Consider the following 21,422-nt stretch of genomic DNA (forward strand, 5'->3'; position numbering starts at 1 on the left):
TAGAAACCTTCATAGAACCTAATAAGTTAATTGAACTTATTCTAAATGTTATTGACTAATTTAAGAAAATTGACCATAATTCTAAATGGTCGTGCAGTTGTGTGATGATATAGCAAAGCTATAGATCACGAGGAAAGTCCGGACTCTATAGAGGTATGGTGCCGGTTAACCTCCGGCAGAGTATTATTACTTTAGGGACAGTACCACAGAAAATACACCGCCAAGTATGAATACGAAGATCAACTTCAAAAAGAGCTAGGAGTTCACAAGACAAGGAATGGAACGTATACTTAATACGTGAGTACCGTAGTACTTGTGGAATGACACAGCCAATTTTTGAAGTTGATCGAGTATTTTTGGTAAGGGTGAAAAGGTACGGTAAGAGCGTACCGGTAAGTTGGTAACAAATTACGCATGGTAAACCCCACCAAGAGCAAGATCAAATAGGCGTTACAGAACTTATCAAGTTCCCGGGTTATCTCTAACCGGTTTGTAATGCGGGTAGATCGCTTGAGGTAAACGGTAACGTTTATCCTAGATAAATAACTGCAATGAATTTATATTCATACAGAATCCGGCTTATAGACCTTATTGTCATCCCGCGACTTGATCGCGGGAGCTTAGAAAACAGCTTAATAAATATTGACAGATCCTGCGATCAAGTCGCGGGATGACTAGGACTGTAACACAATTTAATGAAAAAGTTATATCATAATCCTATTTGTCCTCTTTCAAGACAAGCACGTGTCTTCTTAAAAGAATTAGATATAGAATTTACTACGATTAAAGAAGATTATTGGCAATTCAATAAAGATTTCTTAAAAATAAATCCTGCCGGAACTTTACCTATTTTAGCAGAATCATACGGCTTATTTGTGGTAGGTATTTATCCTTTTGTTGAATATCTTAATAGCAAATATCCAAATTTTAATTTTTTAGATGAAGATATTGATATTTGTTGCGAAATTAGACGATTATTCTTTTGGTTTAATGATAAATTTTATCGTGAAGTTACTAAGATTATTATCGATGAAAAAGTTATAAGATCAATTGCTAAAATGAGCAGCCCACGAACCGCGTTTTTACGTGCCGCAAAAAATAATTTAAATTATCACTTAGAATATATAACTTCTTTACTAGAAAAAAGAAGTTATCTTGTATTGGATTCACTAACTATTGCCGATATTGCCGTAAGTTGTCACTTATCGGTACTCGATTATTTCGGTGAGATTTATTGGGATAAATGGACACTTATCAAACATTGGTATTCACTAATTAAATCAAGACCGGCTTTTAGGTTATTACTACAAGATAGAATCCCTGGCTTTACCCCTCCAAACTATTATACAGATTTAGATTTTTGAATATCCTTCTTCGGGAACTCTACTTTTAGAGGTAATTTGTGTGTCAATTCGCTGCTTGCATCCTCTCACATACTTCTATATACGCTGCGGTACTGTGCTGCGTGTTTCCTATAAATTCCTCTCTATAAGCGTGTTTCCGAAGAAGTCTAATATATAATTTAATAATTTGATTCTTTCCGTATCATGAGCTTTTAGTATTTTATGAAAATATTATTAAGAGATTGATTTTTATTTTATTATCGCAGCCTGAGAATCCTCATAACTTGCTATTATTTCAGTATCTTTAGTATTTTCTGCATCAATAAAATATCCACCGCCATTATAAAAAGCATAACAATCCTTAATATTTAAATTAAGTGTTGGATTTATTTTTAGATAAGCGGCTCTTGCTCCTTTATGTGAGTCGTGATAATAAGGAGCAAGCAATGGTCCTCTAACCGGTCCATTGAAAATCTTTAATTCTCTTTTACTTATAACCTCTATGATTTGTTCCTTTAGCGAATTCTACATAGTTACCGCTGTAGTAACTGCCTGCACATATCCCAAGAAAATTACCACCGTTTTTAATATAATTCTTTATATTAGCATTTCCTTTGCCTTGCAATTTTTGTACATAGTATAAATCTCTTCCACCGAGTAAAATAAGTAATAAGGTGTTTTGAACCCACTTTTCGTTTATAATTTCTTGTACAGTAATATAATCTACGTTATACTTTGGAGCATAAAGTCTTAAGGTATGCACGCAATGCTTAATACTTTCTTTTAAAACTCCTAGATCATTATAAATTTTTATTTTCATTTTTATATTCTTGACAAGGACATTATATAATTCTATTTAGTGTAATTACTTAAAAATAAATCATACGGTAATTTTATGCAACTTAATTCAATCTCACTACCGTTAACCACAAGGCAAGCAATAGAAATAGTTTTAGGAATAGCATTACTTACTATTTGTTCACAAATAGTAATACCTATAAAGCCTATATTTATTTCATTGCAAACCGTTGCAGTGATATTCATCGGACTTACATATAATAAGACTACCGCACCTTTAATAATATTATCTTTCATAACTCTTGGAGTAATGGGAATCCCTGTGTTCGGAAGATTTTCAAGCGGTTTACGAATATTATTTGGTCCTACCGGAGGATATCTAGCAGGTTTTGTAATTGCCGTATATGTTATGGCTAGCTTAAAAGATAAAATTTTTACTTCTAATAAATGGTTAAATCAGATATCTTTATGTTTGATCGGTAATATAATTATTATGAGTTTAGGCTGGATGTGGCTCTCTACACTCTTAGGAGCAAGCGGTGCATTTTACGGCGGCGTATTACCTTTTATAATACCGGGAATAATTAAATCAGTATTATTAATTGGACTTATCCATGCAGTAAAACCAAAAACTTGATGAACTTCAGTATTACCTAGAAACAGTTGATCTAAAGTTTCGATGTCATTCCCGTGCAAGCAGGGATCCGCTACTTTTAAGCGTTTTAAAAGCTCGATTTATCTCGCTTTACCCTGGATTCCTGCTTACGCAGGAATGACATCGAGTAGATTTTTCAAGCCATACAAAAACACTACCCAGGAATGGCATTGATTTTTAAGTTGACAACAAATATGGTATAACTCTATCATTCATGAAAAAATCAATAACAATGCTAATACCGCATTTTCCGGTGCCGACCTGGAAAAATAACATTAAATATGATCTTGAAAATATAGCAAAACTTTTAAGAGCCTTAGGTAACCCTCATTTAAGGCTTCCTCCCGTCATACATATAGCAGGTACAAACGGTAAAGGTTCAAGCAGTGCTATGCTTAAAAGCATCTTTACGCTTGCCGGTTATAAGGTACATTGCTATACATCTCCTCATTTATTAGAATTTAATGAACGAATCGTAGTCGCAGGTGAGAAAATCTCGGATAATGAATTATGGCAGGTTTGTGAACAGGTGAGGGTAGTAAGCGAAAAATTTAATATTGAACCTAGCTTCTTTGAAGGTACTACAGCAGCAGCGTTTCTAGCATTTGAGAAAACAAAAGCCGATATATTAATTTTAGAGACGGGACTAGGCGGTCGGTTAGACGCAACAAATATAGTAGAACGACCGTTAATTACTTTAATTACACCTATTTCATATGATCATATGCATATGCTGGGTAATACATTACCCCTAATAGCAGTTGAGAAAGCTGGTATTATGAAGTCTTGCGTTCCTTGCGTTATAAGTATGCAAGCTTTGGAAGTTTATGAAACATTATTTGCAAAGGCTGAAGAGTTAGAAGTACCGAGTTTCTGTTATGAATATGATTTCGGTATTAAAAAGACGGATAACGGATTTATTTATTCATCACGAAATTTTACCTATGAGTTTCCAACTCCTTCGCTACTTGGTGATCATCAATTAATAAATGCTGCAAGCGTTATTGCCTTAATAAGCCTTATTAACAAACAATTTAATATTAATAATGAGGTTATTGCTAAAGGATTACAAAATACTATTTGGCCTGCTAGAATCGAAAAAATAGAACCGAAAAAATATTCTAAATTAATAGGTAATAATGTTCAAATTTGGATAGACGCAGCTCACAATAATAGTGGAGCTCAAGTTTTGGCAAATTGGATACGTGATAATTTAAAATCATCGATATATTTAATACTCGGTATGACTAAAAATAGGAATATCGAGGAATTTTGCTCTTACTTTAAGGGTTTGACAATTAAAGGTTACGGCGTTAAAGTTTTATCCGAACCGCTAAGCCATAGTGCAGAAACAATAAATTTGGAAGGCAGAAAGAGTGGTATTGATTTTAGCGAAAGTGACTCACTCGAAGCAGCAATTAGTGATATAAAGAAGATAAACGGCGATAATAACGCAAATATTATAATAACCGGATCGCTTTATTTAGCTTCCGATTTTTATAAGTTACTATGATGTCATTCCTGCGTGGATACTAAATCGTCATTGCGAGCAAATGCAAGGAGCGTGGCAATCTCATAAAGTAGGACTCCTGAGATTGATTCGTCAAAATTTTCAATTTTCCCTCGCAATGACGTATTGATTCTCGCTATAAATATATAAAAACCAACATAGGAGAAAATAACATGACCTATTGCAACAAATCTAATCAAACCTCATATCCTTTTATCTTACCTGATTTACCTTATGAGAAAGAAAGTTTTAAACCACATTTTACTCTCGAGACTTTTGATTATCATCATGGTAAGCATCATAATACTTATGTACAAAATCTAAACAATTTACTCAAAGATAAAGAAGAATTACAACAAAAAGATTTAGAAGAAATAATAGAATGGTCATCACAAAACTCAAATGTGGCTATTTTTAATAACGCAGCCCAAATATGGAATCATACCTTTTTTTGGCATTCAATAAAGCCGCAGGGTGGAGGTAAGCCAAGCGGTAAAATATTAGAACAAATTAATAAAGATTTCAGTAGTTTTGAAGAGTTTTGCAAACAGTTTAAGCAAGAGGCAGTAGGGCAGTTCGGTAGTGGCTGGGCATGGCTTGTATATCACGATAATAGGTTACAAATTATAAAAACCGCTAATGCCGGTACACCTATAGCAAATGGTATGAAGCCGCTTCTTGCATGTGATGTATGGGAACATGCTTATTATATTGATTATCGTAACAAACGACCTGATTATATTGACATATTTATTAAGCATATGATTAACTGGAAGTTTGTAGAAGATAACTTAATAAAATAAAACTATGGCTGATATAAAGGTAAGAAAACATTCTATTATTAATAATCTGAAGCAAGAGTCAAAAACTCCTGTAGTTAATGAGCAATCTGATATATTAGAGGAATTAAAAGACCTAAAAAAATTCAACAATCTTCTAGCAATCACACAAAAACACTGCAGGAGTTAGAGCAAGTACAAAAAGTTCCTATCGAATATATAGCTTTTAGTGGAGGAGGAGCTAAGGGAGCAATATATTCCGGAGCTTATGAGGCAGCAAAAACAGCTGGTATTTTAATAATGTCAAGGCAGTAGCAGGTTCTTCCGCTGGTGCTATAAATGCCACAGTGGTAGCTCTTGGGACACCGCCTGAGCGATTTGAAGAAATTTCTAAAAATACAAATCTGCAAACTTTACTTGGAAAAAAAGGATTTTCTGCTGATATAGTACAGTTAAATAAAGACGGTAAACCTTTATATGCTCTATTAGAACTTGTTATTAAAGAAAATATAGGAAATTTTTTACAGAGATCAGATATAGTAAATGTTAAAGATGATAAAACTCTTGATGAATTAAGAGAAAGATACAACCAAAAAGACGGTAAAATATATTTTAAGGATATAGCGTTACTGCGAAAATACGATCCAGTGCAGTATTAAGGATTTAGTAATTACGGCAACTCAGCAAGAGACAAGTGAACTAACTATTTTCAATAGCTTTGATACGCCAAATGTTAAAATTGCTGTAGCTTGCCGTACTTCTGCTTTTATACCGCTTATTTTTAAGCCGGTAGAAATTGACAATAAAAAATATATCGACGATGGATATAGAGATAATATACCGACAAAATATTTTAAAGGCAATGAACCGGAATTTGATACAAAAGCAGTAACTGATAATATGGAGGAGATTACGTTAGCTAAAAAGCAAGGTAGAACTCTAGCTATGGCTTTTGGCACGGGTATGGGAGCTGATGCAAATATTACTATATATAGAGTGCAAAAAAATTTGAAAGCCCAAGTGATATCATAAAGTTTTTAGCTGATATATTATTTAAGACGCTTGCAAAAGTAGGAGGGAAATTAAAATATACTAAAACTCTAAGAGCAACTAATGAGCAGTTACGTGAAAATGCTTTAAACACTGTTGTTTTAGATACTGCCGGAATAGATACTTTAGATTTCAAAGATGCACAAAAATGTTCTGATTATTTGCATATTAAAGGATATTGTCAAACTAGAGAACATTTGAATAATCATGACCTTGGCAAAGAAGCAGATAAAATATTTGACCATCAAAAATTTCTACTAAATGTTTATGAAATTTATGATAATAAAAATCTACATAAAACATTTGGCACTAAATTGTTAGAAATGTTTATTCCATCAAAAGAAAATAATACTTCTAAATGGCAAGAAGGAGTTATTGAAAATCATGATGATAAAGCAAAGATATTATTATCATTTTATAAAACCAGAGCATTAAACGAAAAAGAATTAAATGGAAAGCTTAAAGAATATGTAATTATTGCTGCAACTAGTCGTAATAATACACTAAAAACCGATACAAACTCATTGAACGCTTTATTGTATACCTTAAACGATACTGCTGCTTCAAGTAAAATAAAAGATAGTTTCATTGAGGTATTTGGAATAGATAAAAATAAAGATGTAAGATTTGATAAAACTAAAACCTTTGATGAAAATATTGCTAAGTTTAAATTTACTAAACAAGCTTTATAACTAAGAGTAAAAGCGAAGCACCAAAAATTCAACACAAACATAGCGTAGCTACAAGTCATGTCAGTAGGGGGTGAGTTAGGTGTTTTTATGTCATTCCCGCGAAAGCAGGAATGACATCGAGCGGGTTTTTCGAGTCATGCAACAAAACTCGCCTTTCCTTGCAATGACGGCTACTAAAAAAAATGAATATCAGTAAATTTAAACTAATTGTTTTTGACAAGCTAGACAGTACAAACTCTGAGGCTATGAAAATAGCTCAGAATGCTAAAGTTGATTCAAACTATGCAGTACTTGCCAAATCTCAAACTAATGGACGTGGTAGAAGCGGCAAAAACTGGCAGTCTAGGTCAGGTAACTTACATGTAAGTTTACTAATAAAGCCTGATAAAGAGCTAGCATTATTGCCGCAATTATCTTTTGTTACGGCACTTAGCGTTTATGATAGTATAACCTCTTTATGTCACTCCCATAGTTCCTTATGTCATTCCCGCTTTCGCGGGAATGACATAAGGAACGAAAATAACATTATACAACTAAAATGGCCCAATGATGTATTAATGAACGGTCAGAAAATTGCCGGTATACTTCTTGAATCTGTTAAAGTAGAAAATAATTATTACCTTATTATCGGTATCGGCATTAATATTACCTATCACCCTGATAATATCGACCAACCTACTACTAGCTTAATAAGCGAAAATCTACCACCTATAGAACCGCAAGCTTTACTTGAGATATTAATAGAAAATTTTGAAGAATATTATCAAATTTGGCATAATAACGGTTTTCCTTTTATTAGAAAAAAATGGTTAGCACATGCTTATAAGTTATATGAAAATATTAGCGTTAAATATCAAAATGATATAGTAACCGGTCTTTTTAAAGATATCGATAATACCGGCAGAATAATATTGCAACTACCTTCCAAACAAATAATCTCTTTTTCTACTGCCGAACTTTTATTTAGCAAAAATATCACTAAATTTTAGATTTAATTTTGTTAACTTCTACTTAAGCTCCAATTTAACAAGGTAATAAATATATGCCCCAAGAAAATAACAACTCAAGTTATCTGTCTCAAGCGTTTTTAACAAATGCATATGAGCAATGAAACGAATTTAAAAAACTTTCTTCTAATAACATTAGTACATTAATGCAAGATTTTTATAAAATTGAAAAAGCTTTTAAATGTACATTATTTACGGGTAATAATAACGCATGTGAAGGTTTAGTAGAAGTATATGACGAAGTAATAAAAAAAATGCCTAATTATGAACTTCAAAATATAAATATAACACAATTTAGAGATATTATGGTCTTAGTCGGAAGAGAACTTAAGCATGGAAAATGTATAAATACCTCCTTATTGTCAGTAAATATTAATGAAAAATTTCTCAAACCAAGTGTTGTTACTCACGTAAAAACTATTGAAATATGTCAACAGCAAAATAGTGAAGATCCTTTCGCAATTAACGAGTCAGAAATATTTAATCAAAAATGCAAGATTAAGCAGTACGGAATTTGAGCAATTTAATAGCTTTTTTAAAGCAAGACGTGGAAGTAATTTTGCTTTGAAATTTAGGAATTATGCAGATTATAGAGGAATTAACGAAGTTATTGCTAAAGGGGACGGTAATTTAAATAAATTTCAGCTAAGGAAGATATATAGCGATCCTATTGCTCCTTACGAACGAGTTATCACTAAACCGTTTAATAATAGTGTAATTCTATATATTAATAATGTAAGAACTATGGGTATTGTAGATTACAACGATGACGTCCCTTAGGTCAAGATGTAATTTTAACTGCTGATTTTACTTTTGATGTAACAGTTAGATTTAGTATAGATAGTTTTGAATATGTAATGATGGTTCTATAGCGTTATCCAACATAGAGTTAGTGGAGGTGATTATATGAGTATTGCGATTGAAGAGGTAATTACAAAACTTACGAATTTTGTTTATTGTTTTCAAATTAAGCGAGCTAACGGTGAGGGATTAAACTTAACACATAGCGATCATGCTATAAAAAGTGAAGAGAGAGTTTTTTACCGAATTCCGGTTTAGATTTAAAAGAAGCGGAATTTAACGATTCCGCACAAAACCATATAATCATTGAAGGTATTTTTGAGGGAAACGGCATTACGACAACAATGGATTTAAATAATGCTATTGTTAAAATAATAATATATACTGACAAGGTTTTTGAGCATTTCGTTACATATTATTGCACTTTACATCAAAATACGATTTAAACTTTAAAATACATTTAAAATTAAAACCCGAAACGGTAAAATATAATCAGACTATAATTAATCGATATAGCAAAACATGTAGAGCAGTTTTCGGAGATAGTCAATATAAAATAGATAAAACTTTATATAGTGGCATATATAAGGTTAAAGAAATGCTCAAGGCAAGTTTAAGAATACTAGATTTAGATAAAGAAAACGGCTATTATAACGGCAGTCAAATTATATTCAGCAAAAATCGTTTTATTGATTATATTAGAGGATATTATACCGGATTATGTTAAAGATGCAGAGGAAGTAAAAATTACTGCCGGATGTGATAAAAATTTTATAACCTGTTGCAATAAATTTAATAATGCTATAAATTTTAGGGGCGAACCGCTAATACCAAAAACAGATTTTATAAATTTAGTATAATCAATGAAACAAAGTTTTATAAAACTAGTATATGCAGAGCTAAAGAATATAATAAATATGGAAAGCTCCAAACAACAGCAAAAAAAAGAAACGCAATTAATTGATTATTTTAAAATAGTTGAAAGTAATATATTATATACATTTCAAAAAATAAAAAAGGAATATGAAAGAGACTAAACGTTTTTTTAACAAAAATAATAGATTAAATAAAGGTTATGCTAAGACTTTTAGTGTAAACGAACCTGATAATAATTTTTACCATAAAAAATTTGAACATATATTACCGCCAATTGATTTAATCAGTGAGTATGAGAGTATTTATCCCGGTACTTTACAGAAATTAATGCATATGGCACAACAAGAACAAGCTCATAAGCATGCTATAGACCTAAAAAACTTGAAAATACAGGCAATAGTCGCTAAATTAACACGAATCTGTTTATTAATATTTGGAATTTGCCTTGTAGTGTCAATTTTTTTAAAACTTTCTAAATAAAATAAAGATAAAATATTTTATTTACTTGTAATTTTAAATAAAATAAGTTAAATGCAATATATATTTATTTATAAACATAATATGGAGAAATTTTATTTCTAAAAATAATTTTCCTAAGGCTAATAGAGAAATCAGAGCTAGAGAAGTTCGTTTAGTAGGCAGAAACGGCACAATGCACGGCGTCGTAAATATTAGAGAAGCATTAGATATGGCGGAAAGAGCCGGTCTTGACTTAGTCGAGATATCACCGAATGCTGTACCCCCTGTCTGTAAAATTCTAGATTTTGGTAAGTTTAAGTACGAAAGCAAGAAACGTTTGCATGAAGCACGCAAAAAGCAAAAAATCGTCGTACTTAAAGAAATGAAATTTAAACCTAATATTAGTATAGGTGATTTTGAAACTAAGTTAAGAAAAATAAAAGAATTTTTAAAAAACGGAGATAAAGTAAAAATTTCTTTATGGTTTAAGGGACGAGAGATTCTTCATAAAGAGGTCGGTCAAGAACTATTTAAACGTATAGAAGTAAGGCTCGAAGGACTTGTTAAAATCGATCAGCATGCTAAAATGGAAGGTAAGCAGATGATAATGATCGTTAGCCCTGATATTAAGGTGCAATAGCTACTCAAATCGTCATTGCGCACGAACGTAGAGAGTGTGGCAATCTCAGGAATTTTACTGTTTCATGAGGTTGCCGCGTCGAGGCGTTGCCTCTTCCTCGCAATGACGTGTAATAACAATAATAAAAAATCAAATCTAAATTAAGTTATGCCGATTAAAATTTTAATGCCTGCTTTATCTCCAACTATGACGGAAGGAAATCTAGCTAGGTGGTTAAAAAAAGAAGGGGACAAAGTTAATCCTGGAGAAGTAATTGCTGAAATTGAAACCGATAAAGCAACGATGGAAATAGAAGCAGTAGACGAAGGTATACTTGCCAAAATAGTTATCCCACAAAATAGTCAAAATGTACCTGTTAACTCTTTAATTGCCGTGTTAAGTGAAGAGGGAGAAGAAAAAACGGACATTGATGCGTTTATTGCAAAAAATAATAGTTTATCACCGTCACCGAAAACAGATGCTAATCTTCCGAAACTCCATGAGAATATAGCTAATGTAGAAGAACAGGTAACAGTTATAAAACATGATACTAGTAAAATATTCGCCTCACCGCTTGCAAAAAGACTTGCCAAAATGGGAAATATTAGATTTGAGAGCGTGAAAGGTAGCGGTCCGCACGGTAGAATAGTCAAACAAGATATCTTATCATATACTCCTAGCACTGCTCATAATAAAATAGTTAGCAGAAATCCTGAAGAATATCGTTTAGTACCAAATAATAATATCCGCAAGATTATAGCCAAGCGTCTGCTTGAATCTAAACAAACAGTTCCACATTTTTATTTATCTATAGAATGTAATGTCGATAAATTGTTAGATATAAGAGAAGACATTAATAAATCTTTTTCTGAAGATAAATCAACGAGGATATCGGTTAATGATTTTATTATTTTAGCAGTAGCCAAAACTTTACAAGAAGTGCCAAATGTCAATGCTAGCTGGGGAGAAGATGCAATTAGATATTACAATAATGTTGATATTTCAGTAGCGGTAGCGATTGAGAATGGGCTTGTGACGCCGATAGTTAAAAATGCCAATCAAAAAAACATTCTAGAACTATCTCGTGAAATGAAAGAATTAATAAAGAAAGCAAAAGATAATAAATTAACCCCTGAAGAATTTCAGGGCGGAGGGTTTACCATTTCTAACCTCGGTATGTACGGTATTAAAAATTTCAATGCTATAATTAACCCACCGCAAAGTTGTATAATGGGCGTCGGAGCTAGTGCAAAACGTGCTATAGTCAAGAATGATCAAATAACTATAGCAACAATTATGGACGTAACTCTTTCTGCCGATCACCGAGTAGTAGACGGAGCAATCGGTGCTGAGTTCTTGGCAGCATTTAAAAAGTTTATAGAGAGTCCCGCTTTGATGTTGATATAAGTCGTCATTGCGAGCAGCCATAGGCTACGTGGCAATCTCGTCAAATATCCTGAGATTCCTTCGTTGAAACTTTCAGTTTCTTCTCGCAATAACGTTGAAATCTCACCCATAAACAAATCACAATAAAATAACATGCGTTTTTCAGATAATTTAGCAAAAATTTTAGATAAATACGAAAATTTAGGCAACAAACTATCTTCTGGCATTATGGGAGACGAGTTTGTTAAGGCCTCTAAAGAATATGCAGAACTTGAAGATGTTGTAGCAAAAATTAAAGAATATAATAAGGCTAAATCTGAGCTTGAAGAAGCGAATAATTTTAAGCTAGAAGTAGGGCTTGATAATGCCACTTTAGAAATGATTGAAGACGAAATACACACTCTTGAAAATTCGTTACCAAAACTTGAAAGAGCCGTAAAAATTGCTTTATTACCGAAAGATGATGCGGATAGTAAAAGTGCTATTATTGAAGTGAGAGCAGGAAGCGGCGGAGAAGAAGCTGCACTTTTTGCTGCCGTACTTTTTAATATGTATCAAAGATATGCTGAGTTAAAAGGATGGCGTTTTGAGATATTAGCAATTTCCGATACGGGAATAGGCGGTTATAAAGAAGCATCGGCGTCAATAAAAGGCAAAGATGTATTCTCGAAGCTCAAATTTGAGTCAGGTGTTCATAGAGTACAGAGAGTACCGGAAACGGAATCACAAGGACGTATTCATACTTCGGCAGCAACGGTTGCAGTACTTCCTGAGGCCGAAGAGGTTGATATTAAAATTGAAGATAAAGACTTAAGAATCGATACTTATAGAGCTTCAGGGGCTGGTGGACAGCACGTTAATACTACCGATTCTGCCGTACGTATAACTCATATCCCTACCGGTATCACCGTAGCCTTGCAAGATGAGAAGTCACAGCATAAAAATAAAGCAAAGGCGTTAAAAATTCTACGTGCTAGAATTTATGAAGAAGCACGACGTAAAAAGGAACAAGAAAGAGCCGATAGCAGAAGAGGGCAGGTAGGTTCGGGAGATCGTTCGGAGCGGATACGTACTTATAATTTCCCACAGGGAAGAGTATCCGACCATAGAATAAACTTAACACTTTATAAGATAGACGAAGTAGTTAAAAACGGACAATTAGATGAGTTTGTTGAAGCTTTAATTGCAGATGATGAAGCTAAAAAACTTTTGGAGATATAAGTGTATATTGTTATTGTGAGTAGGCATTGTCGCGTAGATCAATTTCACCAAATACTAATAATTTTAGCATTTTTAACTGGATCCCCCCGTGGTCAAGCCACGGGGTGACATAGGTGAAATTGATCTACGCGACAATGCCTACTCACAATAACAATATACAGCAACAATACAGCCTAATAAACAAATGAAACCACAAGCATCTATAAACGGTAAAATCTGGCAGCAGAAACTGATTAACGAAGATATAGTCACCGAGCTATGTTGTAGTTTCAAAATTAGTGATTTACTTGCTAGGATAGTATCATTAAGAGTAAATAATCTAGAGGAAGTAAAAAATTTCTTGATACCGAAAATCAAAAATTTATTACCTGATCCTTTTCATCTACTTGATATGGAAAAGGCTGTAGATAGAACCGTTACAGCTATTTTAAATAACCAAAAAATATGTATCTTTGCCGATTATGATGTAGACGGTGCTACTTCAGCCGCTTTACTTAAAAATATTTTTAGAGATTTAAATATACTATGTGATATTTATGTTCCTGATCGTATAGCTGAAGGATACGGTCCAACTCCTTTTGCTATGCAAAAAATTAAAGATAACGGCACAGAATTATTAATTACGGTTGATTGCGGTACTATGGCACATGAAGCCCTAAAATACGCAAAAGACGTTAACCTTGATGTTATAGTAATCGATCATCATATAGCTACGGAAATATTACCGGGTGCAGTAGCTATAGTAAATCCAAATCGTATTGATGAACAAAGTGAATATAAACATTTGGCAGCCGTAGGAGTTGCTTTCTTATTTGCAACTGCAATATTATCGAATTTAAAGAAGCAAAATTATTTCACGCAAACAATGCTTCAGCCTAATCTAATGAAGTATCTAGATTTAGTGGCTCTTGGTACTGTTTGCGATATGATGAAATTAACAGGCTTAAATCGTGCATTTGTTGCAAGCGGATTGAAAGTAATGCAACAAAGGCAAAATATAGGGATTAAAACATTATATGATATAGCCGGGCTTAATGAAATACCAAAATGTTATCATTTAGGGTTTATTCTAGGTCCGCGTATCAATGCTGGTGGTAGAGTAGGAAAGTCAAGTTTAGGGGCTAATCTCCTATCTACTAGTTGTTCTAATGAAGCAAAGAAATTAGCTGAAGAACTTGAAAAACATAATAATGAGCGTAAAGTAATTGAGTTATTAATGATAGAAGAAGCAATGGAAATTGCTTTGACACAACAAGATAGTAGTTTATTATTTATCGTAAAAGAAGGATGGCATCCAGGCGTTATAGGAATCGTTGCCGGCAAATTAAAAGAAAAATTTGATAAGCCAGTGGCAGTTATAGCTTTAAATGACGGAGTTGGTAAAGCTTCATGCCGTTCTATTTTAGGTATTGATTTTGGTGCTGAAATTATCAATGCTAAAAGCAAAGATTTGCTAATAGCAGGCGGAGGTCATGCTATGGCGGCAGGTTTTACCGTAACTGCTGAAAAATTACAAGAATTGCAGAATTTTTTTAATAATGCTTTTAGAATTAGTATAAATAAACTAGAAAATTATAAGCATGCGGAATATGATATGGATTTAACGGTTAATAGTGTGAATTTCACTTTAATGGAGGAATTAAACACTTTAGAGCCTTTCGGTCAAGGAAATCATGAGCCTATATTTAAATTCGATGATTTATTTGTATTAAAAGCAGATATCGTTGGAAGTAAGCATATTAAATGTATGCTTGTTCCAAATAAGCGAGGATTTGGTAATAAAGCCTTATCTGCTATTGCTTTTAATTCGGTAGGAACTGCATTTGCAGATGTTTTATTAAGCCCTAAAGCAAAAAATATTGCCGCAATAGGAACGTTAAAAACTAATAATTGGCAAGGTAATTATACTATTCAATTAATTATAAAAGATATACTTCTAAAAGAGTAGATAGACTAAGTATATATAATAATAACTTAAAAAATAATAATTTATGAGCAATGTAAAGAAAACAAAAAATACTACCATTTCTAAAGACTTAGCAGAAGTACAAGAGCATTATCAAGATTATCCTTATCCTTTCAGAGACCCAAATCAAGAAAAAGAACGTTTACTTGCAATATGCGGTGAGTTCTTAGGAGAATTAAACCATTTTCTATATCAAGGAAAAGAAAATTTTAATAATCATTTTAGATGCTTAATAGCAGGCGGCGGCACCGGTGATTCGACTATTTATCTTGCCGAACAGTTAAAAGATAAAAATGCCGAAATAATATATCTAGATTTCAGCAAGCCTAGCATGGAAGTAGCACAAAAACGTGCAGAAATACGAGGTCTTAAAAATATTAAATGGATTAATGATTCAATATTAAATATACCTAATCTAAAACTTGGACAATTCGATTATATAAATTGTACCGGCGTGCTGCATCATTTAGCAAATCCTGATGAAGGTTTAAAAAATCTAAAAGATTCTTTAAAGCCGACCGGCGGTATGGGTTTAATGGTATATGCTAAATACGGACGTACCGGTGTTTATCAAATTCAGGATTTAATGAAAATGATAAATAAAGATACTAGAAGCCGTGTCGAAGAAGTAATGAACGGGAAGCTAATTCTAGATAATTTGCCTGCTACTAACTGGTATAAAAGAGGTTGGGAGTTATTTTCAGATTACCAAAATTTCGGTGATGTCGGCGTTTATGATATGTTCCTGCACAAACAGGATAGAGCCTATTCCGTTCCTGAGTTATATGCATTCGTAGAAAAAGCAAACTTAAATTTTGTTGATTATCTTGATCCTTTAGAGAAAATTTTATTAAGACCGGAAAATTATATAAAAGATTTTTCACTTCTACACAAAGTTAAAAAGATGGATAAAGTAACTAGAGAAGCAATTTCCGAAATACTTACCGGTAATATTATTAAACATTCATTTTACGTATCAAATCAAAAAGATAGTGTAGCCTCTCTTGATGACCTTGATAATATACCGTACTTCCATAATATTACCAATTTTGCTAAACAAATTTATGAGCATTTGGAATCTAATCCTTCAGCAGTAAATAATGCTATTAATTTTACTATTAATAATGGGATATTAAATAATGTTAATATCTCAATGTCGATATTTAGAAGCACTAAATATATTTTTAAATATATGGTAGAAGAGAAAAGTTTAAGAGAAATATTTGATGCGGTACGCAACGAATTAAACCAAGAAATAAGCAATGAGACCTTATTAAATGAAGTTAAAAACGTATGCATGCCATTACTTAATACAAATGTGTTATTGTTAAAATCAAAGGATTGCTAGAGTTATGTGGATTGATTTATCCGTCATTACGAAAAGAGGTTACCAGGGTTGTCATGAGCTACGCAGCCGTAAGATGTGCGACAATCTCATGAAATAATAATAAACTCCCAAGATTGCTTCGTAATTTTCTCGCAATGACCATTTATTTACCGATTACCTGCTTGCAATGACGATTTGGGTTGACAATGTGCTATTAACGTTGTTAGTATGCTTTACATACATAACCAGCTCTTATAAGCTAACAAGATAAATAATTCTTCAAACCGCAAGAATAAATAAAACTTTCTAAAAATCTAATTTGATTCCTAACTTAAATAAGTATATTACTTACCTTTAAATTTAATTGCTAACTCAACTTTTCAATTATAATCTATTAATAATAAAATAATGAACACAACTAATAAAGAATCCACAGCAGAACTTAACAATACCGAATCCAATAACAATTATAATAATTTTGCAGAGAACGGTAATATTATTAATTTAAAACAATTAAAACGTAAATTACCGGAGGAACTACAAGCTCAAGCAGAAGAATTAAAAATTGAAAATATTAATTCATTACTTAAACAAGAATTAGTTTTTGCAATTTTGAAAAAATCCGTAGAGCAGGGAGGTTTAATAGTGGGAGAGGGGGTACTTGAAGTACTACCTGACGGATTTGGTTTTTTACGTTCGCCGGAAGTAAACTACTTAGCAGGCCCTGATGATATTTATATTTCTCCTAGTCAGATTCGTCGCTTTGGTCTGCGTACCGGCGATACTGTAGAAGGTCAGATCAGAGCTCCAAAAGCCGGAGAACGTTATTTTGCTTTACTGAAAGTCAATAGAGTAAATTTTGAAGACCCTTCTAAAGCTTATCATCGTGTTCATTTTGATAATTTAACCCCCTTATATCCTGATGAAAAATTAGGATTAGAACTTGAAAATAATAGTAAAGATAGTAAGGATTTTAGTACACGGGTTATTGAACTTGTGGCTCCTATGGGTAAAGGACAACGTGCATTAATAGTCGCACCGCCTCGTACAGGTAAAACCGTATTATTACAAAATATAGCACATGCAATTACAACCAATAATCCGGAAGTATTTTTAATAGTACTGTTAATAGACGAAAGACCTGAAGAAGTAACCGATATGCAACGTTCTGTGCGTGGGGAGGTTGTTAGCTCTACTTTCGATGAACCGGCAAGCAGGCACGTGCAGCTTGCAGAAATGGTTATCAAAAAAGCAAAGCGTTTAGTAGAACATAAAAAAGACGTGGTAATTTTAGTAGATGCGATAACACGTTTAGCTCGTGCTTATAATACTGTAGTGCCGTCATCAGGTAAAGTATTAACGGGCGGTGTTGATGCTAATGCTCTTCAGAGACCTAAAAGATTTTTCGGAGCAGCAAGAAATATTGAAAACGGCGGTTCGCTTACTATAATCGGTACGGCTTTAATTGAAACTGGTTCTCGTATGGATGAGGTAATTTTTGAGGAGTTTAAAGGTACAGGTAATTCCGAGATAGTTCTCGATCGTAAGATTGCCGATAAGCGTATTTATCCGGCTATTGATATAACTAGATCAGGAACTAGAAAAGAAGATTTATTAGTAGATAAAATAATATTAAATAAAATGTGGGTTCTTCGTCGTATTATCGATCCGATGGGTAGCAGTGAAGCAATAGAATTTTTACTCAAAAAACTTGAAAATACTAAAACTAACGGTGAGTTTTTTGAGATGATGAAGAGTCCTGAACGTCCTAAGAACGGTCTATAGTCAATTGATACCTATATTGTGCTTCGTTGTTCGTCGGCTCACCTGTCACAGTATAGTTCTGAATTGACTATAGTATTCTAAAAAAGTATATAAGATCATGAGTATAACACCTGATTATTTAATTGAAAGAAGACAAATAAAATCTCGTTTGTTAATTTGGAAGCTAGCAGCTATTATTTTAATTGCGATCGTATTCTTACTAGTCGGTAAAGATTTTGCTCCAAAAGAGGTTTTACCTATTAATAGTAATGAAGACTATATAGCTTCCGTATTAATAGACGAAATAATTCTTGAAGACGAAAAGCGTGACAAAAAGCTCAAAAAAATAATCGATGATTCTCATATTAAAGCGTTAATAGTTAACGTAAATTCTCCCGGCGGGACGGTAGTCGGCTCTGAAAAAATTTATAATATTCTGCGTAAAATATCCGCAAAAAAACCGGTAGTGATAGTTATGGGAACAATGGCTACAAGCGGCGGTTATTTAATCTCTCTTGGAGGTGATTATATTATCAGCCATAACGGAACTATTACGGGTTCAATCGGTGTAATACTACAAACAGCCGAGGTAACGGAGCTTGCTCAAAAATTGGGGATTAAGTTTAATAATTTCAAATCGGGTGAATTAAAAGCTGTCCCAAATCCTACCGAAAAACTAACGGAAGCAGTGCGGGTAGCCATTATGGAAAATATAGAAGATACTTATAATTTCTTCCTTGAACTTGTTTCAGAGAGGCGTAATCTTCCTATAGCAGAAGTAAAAAAGCTCGCAGATGGACGAGTATATTCAGGTCGTCAGGCTTTAAAGTTAAAGCTTGTGGATGCTATAGGCTCGGAAGATACTGCATTAAAATGGTTACAGGAAGTTCAGAAAATTAATGTTAATTTACGAGTGAAAGATTATCAATTAAAACCAAAACCAAAATTAATGGACATAATACTTGAAGATTTTGATAGTATAGCACCTAGTTTTTTTAGAAATAGTTTTAACGGAATCAAAGCGATTTTTTAATAATGATTACTAAGAATTATCTAATAGATAAAATACATGATAAGCTGAATTATCTTTCTAAAGAAGATGTTAAAGATTCAGTAGATTTAATTTTAGATTATTTAAACGCATCTCTTAAAGAACAACAACGTATCGAAATCAGAAATTTCGGTAATTTCTCTATCCGCAAACGCAAATTTCCTGAAAGCGAAAAATTCTATAATACGGTTTATTACAAAATGCCTAAAAATTTATTTAAGGAGTAAATAAGTTATGGAATGGGCTAAATATAGTACTATAGAGAAGTGGCAAATAATAAAAAGCATTGTACTACATAATAATATTTTTTCCATGGCTCTTCATATTGACGATTTAGAACTCTTCAAAAAAATATTATCGCTAGATGGGAAGCTGATTATTCATTCAAGCACTTAATATAGACTCTTTTATATATCACGATATTATAGGTAATGGGAAATATGATTTTTTTGGAAGCATTATATAATTACTTAAATGATAGTAAACCAACAATCATGCCTTTAGTAATTGTTGAAGCATTATGTAATGAATCTTTACAGGAAAAAACATCATCAATAATGATATATTTAGACAAAGAATCGGATAATCACCCTCTACCTAGATGGGAATATGAAGAAACTTTAGAATATTATTTAAAAACTAAAAAAAATTATGATAAGCTTAAACCTGAACCCGAAATAGAAAGAAGCGAAGATGAACCCAATTTAAATTATGCAGAATTAGATTTAAAATATTATGAAGAATCTTTAGACTATTACTGAAAGGTTATATAGGGTAGGGTAATAAAATTTTCCTCTCACTTGACATTATAATAATAGGCAGCTATCTTAAGTGTAAAATTAAAACAGAGTATTTATGGTAAGATATTTAATAATTTTATTTGCTTCTATAGCTTTAATTGGCTGTGCCGGTCAAAAAACTACGAACCCCAAAGAAGTAGTAAAGCTTGACGGTGATCCAAGCTATGCAATTATGCAAACAATCGATAGTACTAATAGAAATATCGCTAGCACTACTTCATCTCTTCCGAGTACTCCAGCTAGATAGAAATGCTTGCTATTATTTCTTCTGCTAAAACTTTAAATTTCGAGAAGTTAGCTCCCAAGATGGAGCTGACGACTCCAATGTCCCTTACGTTAACTAATCAACTACTTTCTATACTCCAAAGCTATTCTGAGAATCAATTATCGAAAATAATGAATATAAGTGCAAAACTTGCACATATAAATAAAGAAAGATTTAAGAATTTTGATAATCAAGAGAGTAAAGCGGCTATTTTTGCTTATGCAGGAGATGTTTTTAATAATATACATATAGAAAAATTAACTAATCATGAATTAAATTTCCTGCAATCACATTTGCTTATTATATCAGGACTTTACGGAGTCTTAAAACCGCTAGATACTATTAAGCCGTATAGATTAGAAATGGCAATAAAATTAAATGAAATAAATTTAACAAACTTTTGGCAAGATGAAGTCACTAATTATATTAATAAAATTCTTGCTAAACAGGAAAATAAATATTTACTCAACCTAGCATCACAAGAATATTCATCTGTAATAAATCTAAATAAACTTAAATATCAATTAGTTAACGTTCATTTTAAAGAAAATAGGAACAGTAAATTATCAACAATCGGTATAAATGCTAAAAAAGCTCGAGGGGCGATGATCAAGGTTATTGCTAACAACCTAATTGACTCACCTGAGCTACTTAAGAATTTCTCATATTTAGGTCATGCATTTAGTACTAAACACTCATCCAATAACGAATTGGTGTTTATTAAGAGTTAAAATAGCAGAGGTGAAATACCAATAGAAATGCTTCAAGTTATTAACTTTTTTAGATAGCAAAACAACAAAAAATTGGGTATTCCACAAGTAACAAGCCTAAAACTTAGTACACTTCAAGGGATGATCACTGCTATACATTGCAGTATAATGCATAACCATGTGGAAGTAGCAGAAAATTATTTATAGATATATTGTCAAAAGCAAATATAGATTTAAATTTAATATATTCCCAATACAAATTTCAAATTCATAAAGCTTATACCAATACTTTATGTGAGTTAGTCAATCAGTTGGAGATAAAATTATTAAAGATTTAACACCT

Annotated in this window: 21 protein-coding genes, 1 other RNA gene and 5 pseudogenes; 26 read left to right on the forward strand and 1 reads right to left on the reverse strand. The window is 32.5% G+C overall.

Annotation, left to right across the window (positions count from 1 at the left end; all coding sequences use genetic code 11):
* Positions 1-81 precede the first annotated feature (81 nt).
* An RNA gene (rnpB, locus tag ACPKKV_RS04825) (RNase P RNA component class A) lies at positions 82-598 on the forward strand.
* 97 nt (positions 599-695) lie between these two features.
* Entirely contained in the window at positions 696-1,364 is a 669-nt protein-coding gene (locus ACPKKV_RS04830) for a glutathione S-transferase family protein (RefSeq protein WP_392506520.1), read from the forward strand.
* Positions 1,365-1,407: 43 nt separating this feature from the next.
* Here ACPKKV_RS04830 and ACPKKV_RS04835 read toward each other — a convergent pair.
* Positions 1,408-2,163 (reverse strand): annotated as a pseudogene (locus ACPKKV_RS04835) (BPL-N domain-containing protein).
* A 75-nt stretch (positions 2,164-2,238) separates the two neighbouring features.
* On the opposite strand from ACPKKV_RS04835, the gene ACPKKV_RS04840 reads away from it, so the two are divergent.
* The 24 genes and pseudogenes from ACPKKV_RS04840 to ACPKKV_RS04955 all read left to right on the forward strand — a co-directional run bounded on the left by ACPKKV_RS04840 (position 2,239) and on the right by ACPKKV_RS04955 (position 21,100).
* Positions 2,239-2,778, forward strand: a complete 540-nt coding sequence (locus ACPKKV_RS04840; RefSeq protein WP_392506521.1) for a biotin transporter BioY — start codon at positions 2,239-2,241, stop codon at positions 2,776-2,778.
* Positions 2,779-3,028: 250 nt separating this feature from the next.
* Complete coding sequence (locus tag ACPKKV_RS04845; protein WP_392506838.1) at positions 3,029-4,309, forward strand: folylpolyglutamate synthase/dihydrofolate synthase family protein; 1,281 nt, start codon at positions 3,029-3,031, stop codon at positions 4,307-4,309.
* 170 nt (positions 4,310-4,479) lie between these two features.
* The gene (locus ACPKKV_RS04850; RefSeq protein WP_392506523.1) at positions 4,480-5,109 is read left to right on the forward strand and encodes a superoxide dismutase; all 630 of its coding nucleotides are present in this window, start codon (positions 4,480-4,482) and stop codon (positions 5,107-5,109) included.
* A 4-nt stretch (positions 5,110-5,113) separates the two neighbouring features.
* Positions 5,114-6,901, forward strand: a pseudogene (locus tag ACPKKV_RS04855) (patatin-like phospholipase family protein).
* A 108-nt stretch (positions 6,902-7,009) separates the two neighbouring features.
* Positions 7,010-7,816 carry a biotin--[acetyl-CoA-carboxylase] ligase gene (locus ACPKKV_RS04860; RefSeq protein WP_392506524.1) on the forward strand — a complete coding sequence of 269 codons (807 nt, stop codon included), beginning with the start codon at positions 7,010-7,012 and terminating at the stop codon, positions 7,814-7,816.
* A 164-nt stretch (positions 7,817-7,980) separates the two neighbouring features.
* Entirely contained in the window at positions 7,981-8,352 is a 372-nt protein-coding gene (locus tag ACPKKV_RS04865) for a hypothetical protein (protein ID WP_392506525.1), read from the forward strand.
* A pseudogene (locus ACPKKV_RS04870) lies at positions 8,279-8,744 on the forward strand (phage distal tail protein, Rcc01695 family). The gene ACPKKV_RS04865 and the pseudogene ACPKKV_RS04870 overlap by 74 nt, the downstream one beginning before the upstream one ends.
* A pseudogene (locus ACPKKV_RS04875) lies at positions 8,741-8,967 on the forward strand (hypothetical protein); the annotation flags it as partial. The pseudogenes ACPKKV_RS04870 and ACPKKV_RS04875, both read left to right, overlap by 4 nt.
* An 86-nt stretch (positions 8,968-9,053) precedes the next feature.
* Positions 9,054-9,362, forward strand: a complete 309-nt coding sequence (locus ACPKKV_RS04880; protein WP_392506958.1) for a hypothetical protein — start codon at positions 9,054-9,056, stop codon at positions 9,360-9,362.
* The gene (locus tag ACPKKV_RS04885) at positions 9,325-9,495 is read left to right on the forward strand and encodes a phage BR0599 family protein (protein ID WP_016916830.1); all 171 of its coding nucleotides are present in this window, start codon (positions 9,325-9,327) and stop codon (positions 9,493-9,495) included. Before ACPKKV_RS04880 ends, ACPKKV_RS04885 begins: the two co-directional genes overlap by 38 nt.
* Positions 9,496-9,498: 3 nt before the next feature.
* Positions 9,499-9,672 carry a hypothetical protein gene (locus ACPKKV_RS04890; RefSeq protein ID WP_392506526.1) on the forward strand — a complete coding sequence of 58 codons (174 nt, stop codon included), beginning with the start codon at positions 9,499-9,501 and terminating at the stop codon, positions 9,670-9,672.
* Positions 9,659-9,991, forward strand: a complete 333-nt coding sequence (locus tag ACPKKV_RS04895) for a DUF2335 domain-containing protein (protein ID WP_392506527.1) — start codon at positions 9,659-9,661, stop codon at positions 9,989-9,991. The genes ACPKKV_RS04890 and ACPKKV_RS04895 overlap by 14 nt, the downstream gene beginning before the upstream one ends.
* Positions 9,992-10,049: 58 nt before the next feature.
* Positions 10,050-10,610, forward strand: a complete 561-nt coding sequence (gene infC, locus ACPKKV_RS04900) for a translation initiation factor IF-3 (protein WP_392506840.1) — start codon at positions 10,050-10,052, stop codon at positions 10,608-10,610.
* A gap of 147 nt (positions 10,611-10,757) precedes the next feature.
* Positions 10,758-11,996 carry a pyruvate dehydrogenase complex dihydrolipoamide acetyltransferase gene (locus tag ACPKKV_RS04905; RefSeq protein ID WP_392506528.1) on the forward strand — a complete coding sequence of 413 codons (1,239 nt, stop codon included), beginning with the start codon at positions 10,758-10,760 and terminating at the stop codon, positions 11,994-11,996.
* Positions 11,997-12,128: 132 nt separating this feature from the next.
* Positions 12,129-13,196 (forward strand): peptide chain release factor 1, encoded by a 1,068-nt coding sequence (gene prfA / locus ACPKKV_RS04910; protein ID WP_392506529.1) that lies wholly within the window; start codon positions 12,129-12,131, stop codon positions 13,194-13,196.
* Positions 13,197-13,380: 184 nt separating this feature from the next.
* Positions 13,381-15,144 (forward strand): single-stranded-DNA-specific exonuclease RecJ, encoded by a 1,764-nt coding sequence (gene recJ / locus ACPKKV_RS04915; RefSeq protein ID WP_392506530.1) that lies wholly within the window; start codon positions 13,381-13,383, stop codon positions 15,142-15,144.
* A 43-nt stretch (positions 15,145-15,187) separates the two neighbouring features.
* On the forward strand, positions 15,188-16,510 hold the full coding sequence (locus ACPKKV_RS04920; protein WP_392506531.1) for a class I SAM-dependent methyltransferase: 1,323 nt from the start codon (positions 15,188-15,190) through the stop codon (positions 16,508-16,510).
* A 387-nt stretch (positions 16,511-16,897) separates the two neighbouring features.
* Positions 16,898-18,274, forward strand: a complete 1,377-nt coding sequence (rho, locus tag ACPKKV_RS04925; protein WP_017442916.1) for a transcription termination factor Rho — start codon at positions 16,898-16,900, stop codon at positions 18,272-18,274.
* Positions 18,275-18,371: 97 nt separating this feature from the next.
* Positions 18,372-19,286, forward strand: a complete 915-nt coding sequence (sppA, locus tag ACPKKV_RS04930; protein ID WP_392506532.1) for a signal peptide peptidase SppA — start codon at positions 18,372-18,374, stop codon at positions 19,284-19,286.
* A 2-nt stretch (positions 19,287-19,288) separates the two neighbouring features.
* Positions 19,289-19,531, forward strand: a complete 243-nt coding sequence (locus tag ACPKKV_RS04935) for an HU family DNA-binding protein (protein ID WP_392506533.1) — start codon at positions 19,289-19,291, stop codon at positions 19,529-19,531.
* 85 nt (positions 19,532-19,616) lie between these two features.
* Positions 19,617-19,810, forward strand: a pseudogene (locus ACPKKV_RS04940) (hypothetical protein); the annotation flags it as partial.
* Entirely contained in the window at positions 19,799-20,065 is a 267-nt protein-coding gene (locus ACPKKV_RS04945) for a hypothetical protein (RefSeq protein WP_392506842.1), read from the forward strand. The pseudogene ACPKKV_RS04940 and the gene ACPKKV_RS04945, both read left to right, overlap by 12 nt.
* Positions 20,066-20,159: 94 nt before the next feature.
* Complete coding sequence (locus ACPKKV_RS04950) at positions 20,160-20,351, forward strand: hypothetical protein (RefSeq protein ID WP_392506535.1); 192 nt, start codon at positions 20,160-20,162, stop codon at positions 20,349-20,351.
* Between the two features lie 2 nt (positions 20,352-20,353).
* A complete protein-coding gene (locus ACPKKV_RS04955) occupies positions 20,354-21,100 on the forward strand; it encodes a YaaA family protein (protein ID WP_392506537.1) in 747 nt (248 codons plus the stop codon).
* The last annotated feature ends 322 nt before the right edge of the window (positions 21,101-21,422 follow it).

The organism is Rickettsia finnyi (genome assembly GCF_049668125.1).
Lineage (GTDB): Bacteria > Pseudomonadota > Alphaproteobacteria > Rickettsiales > Rickettsiaceae > Rickettsia > Rickettsia kotlanii.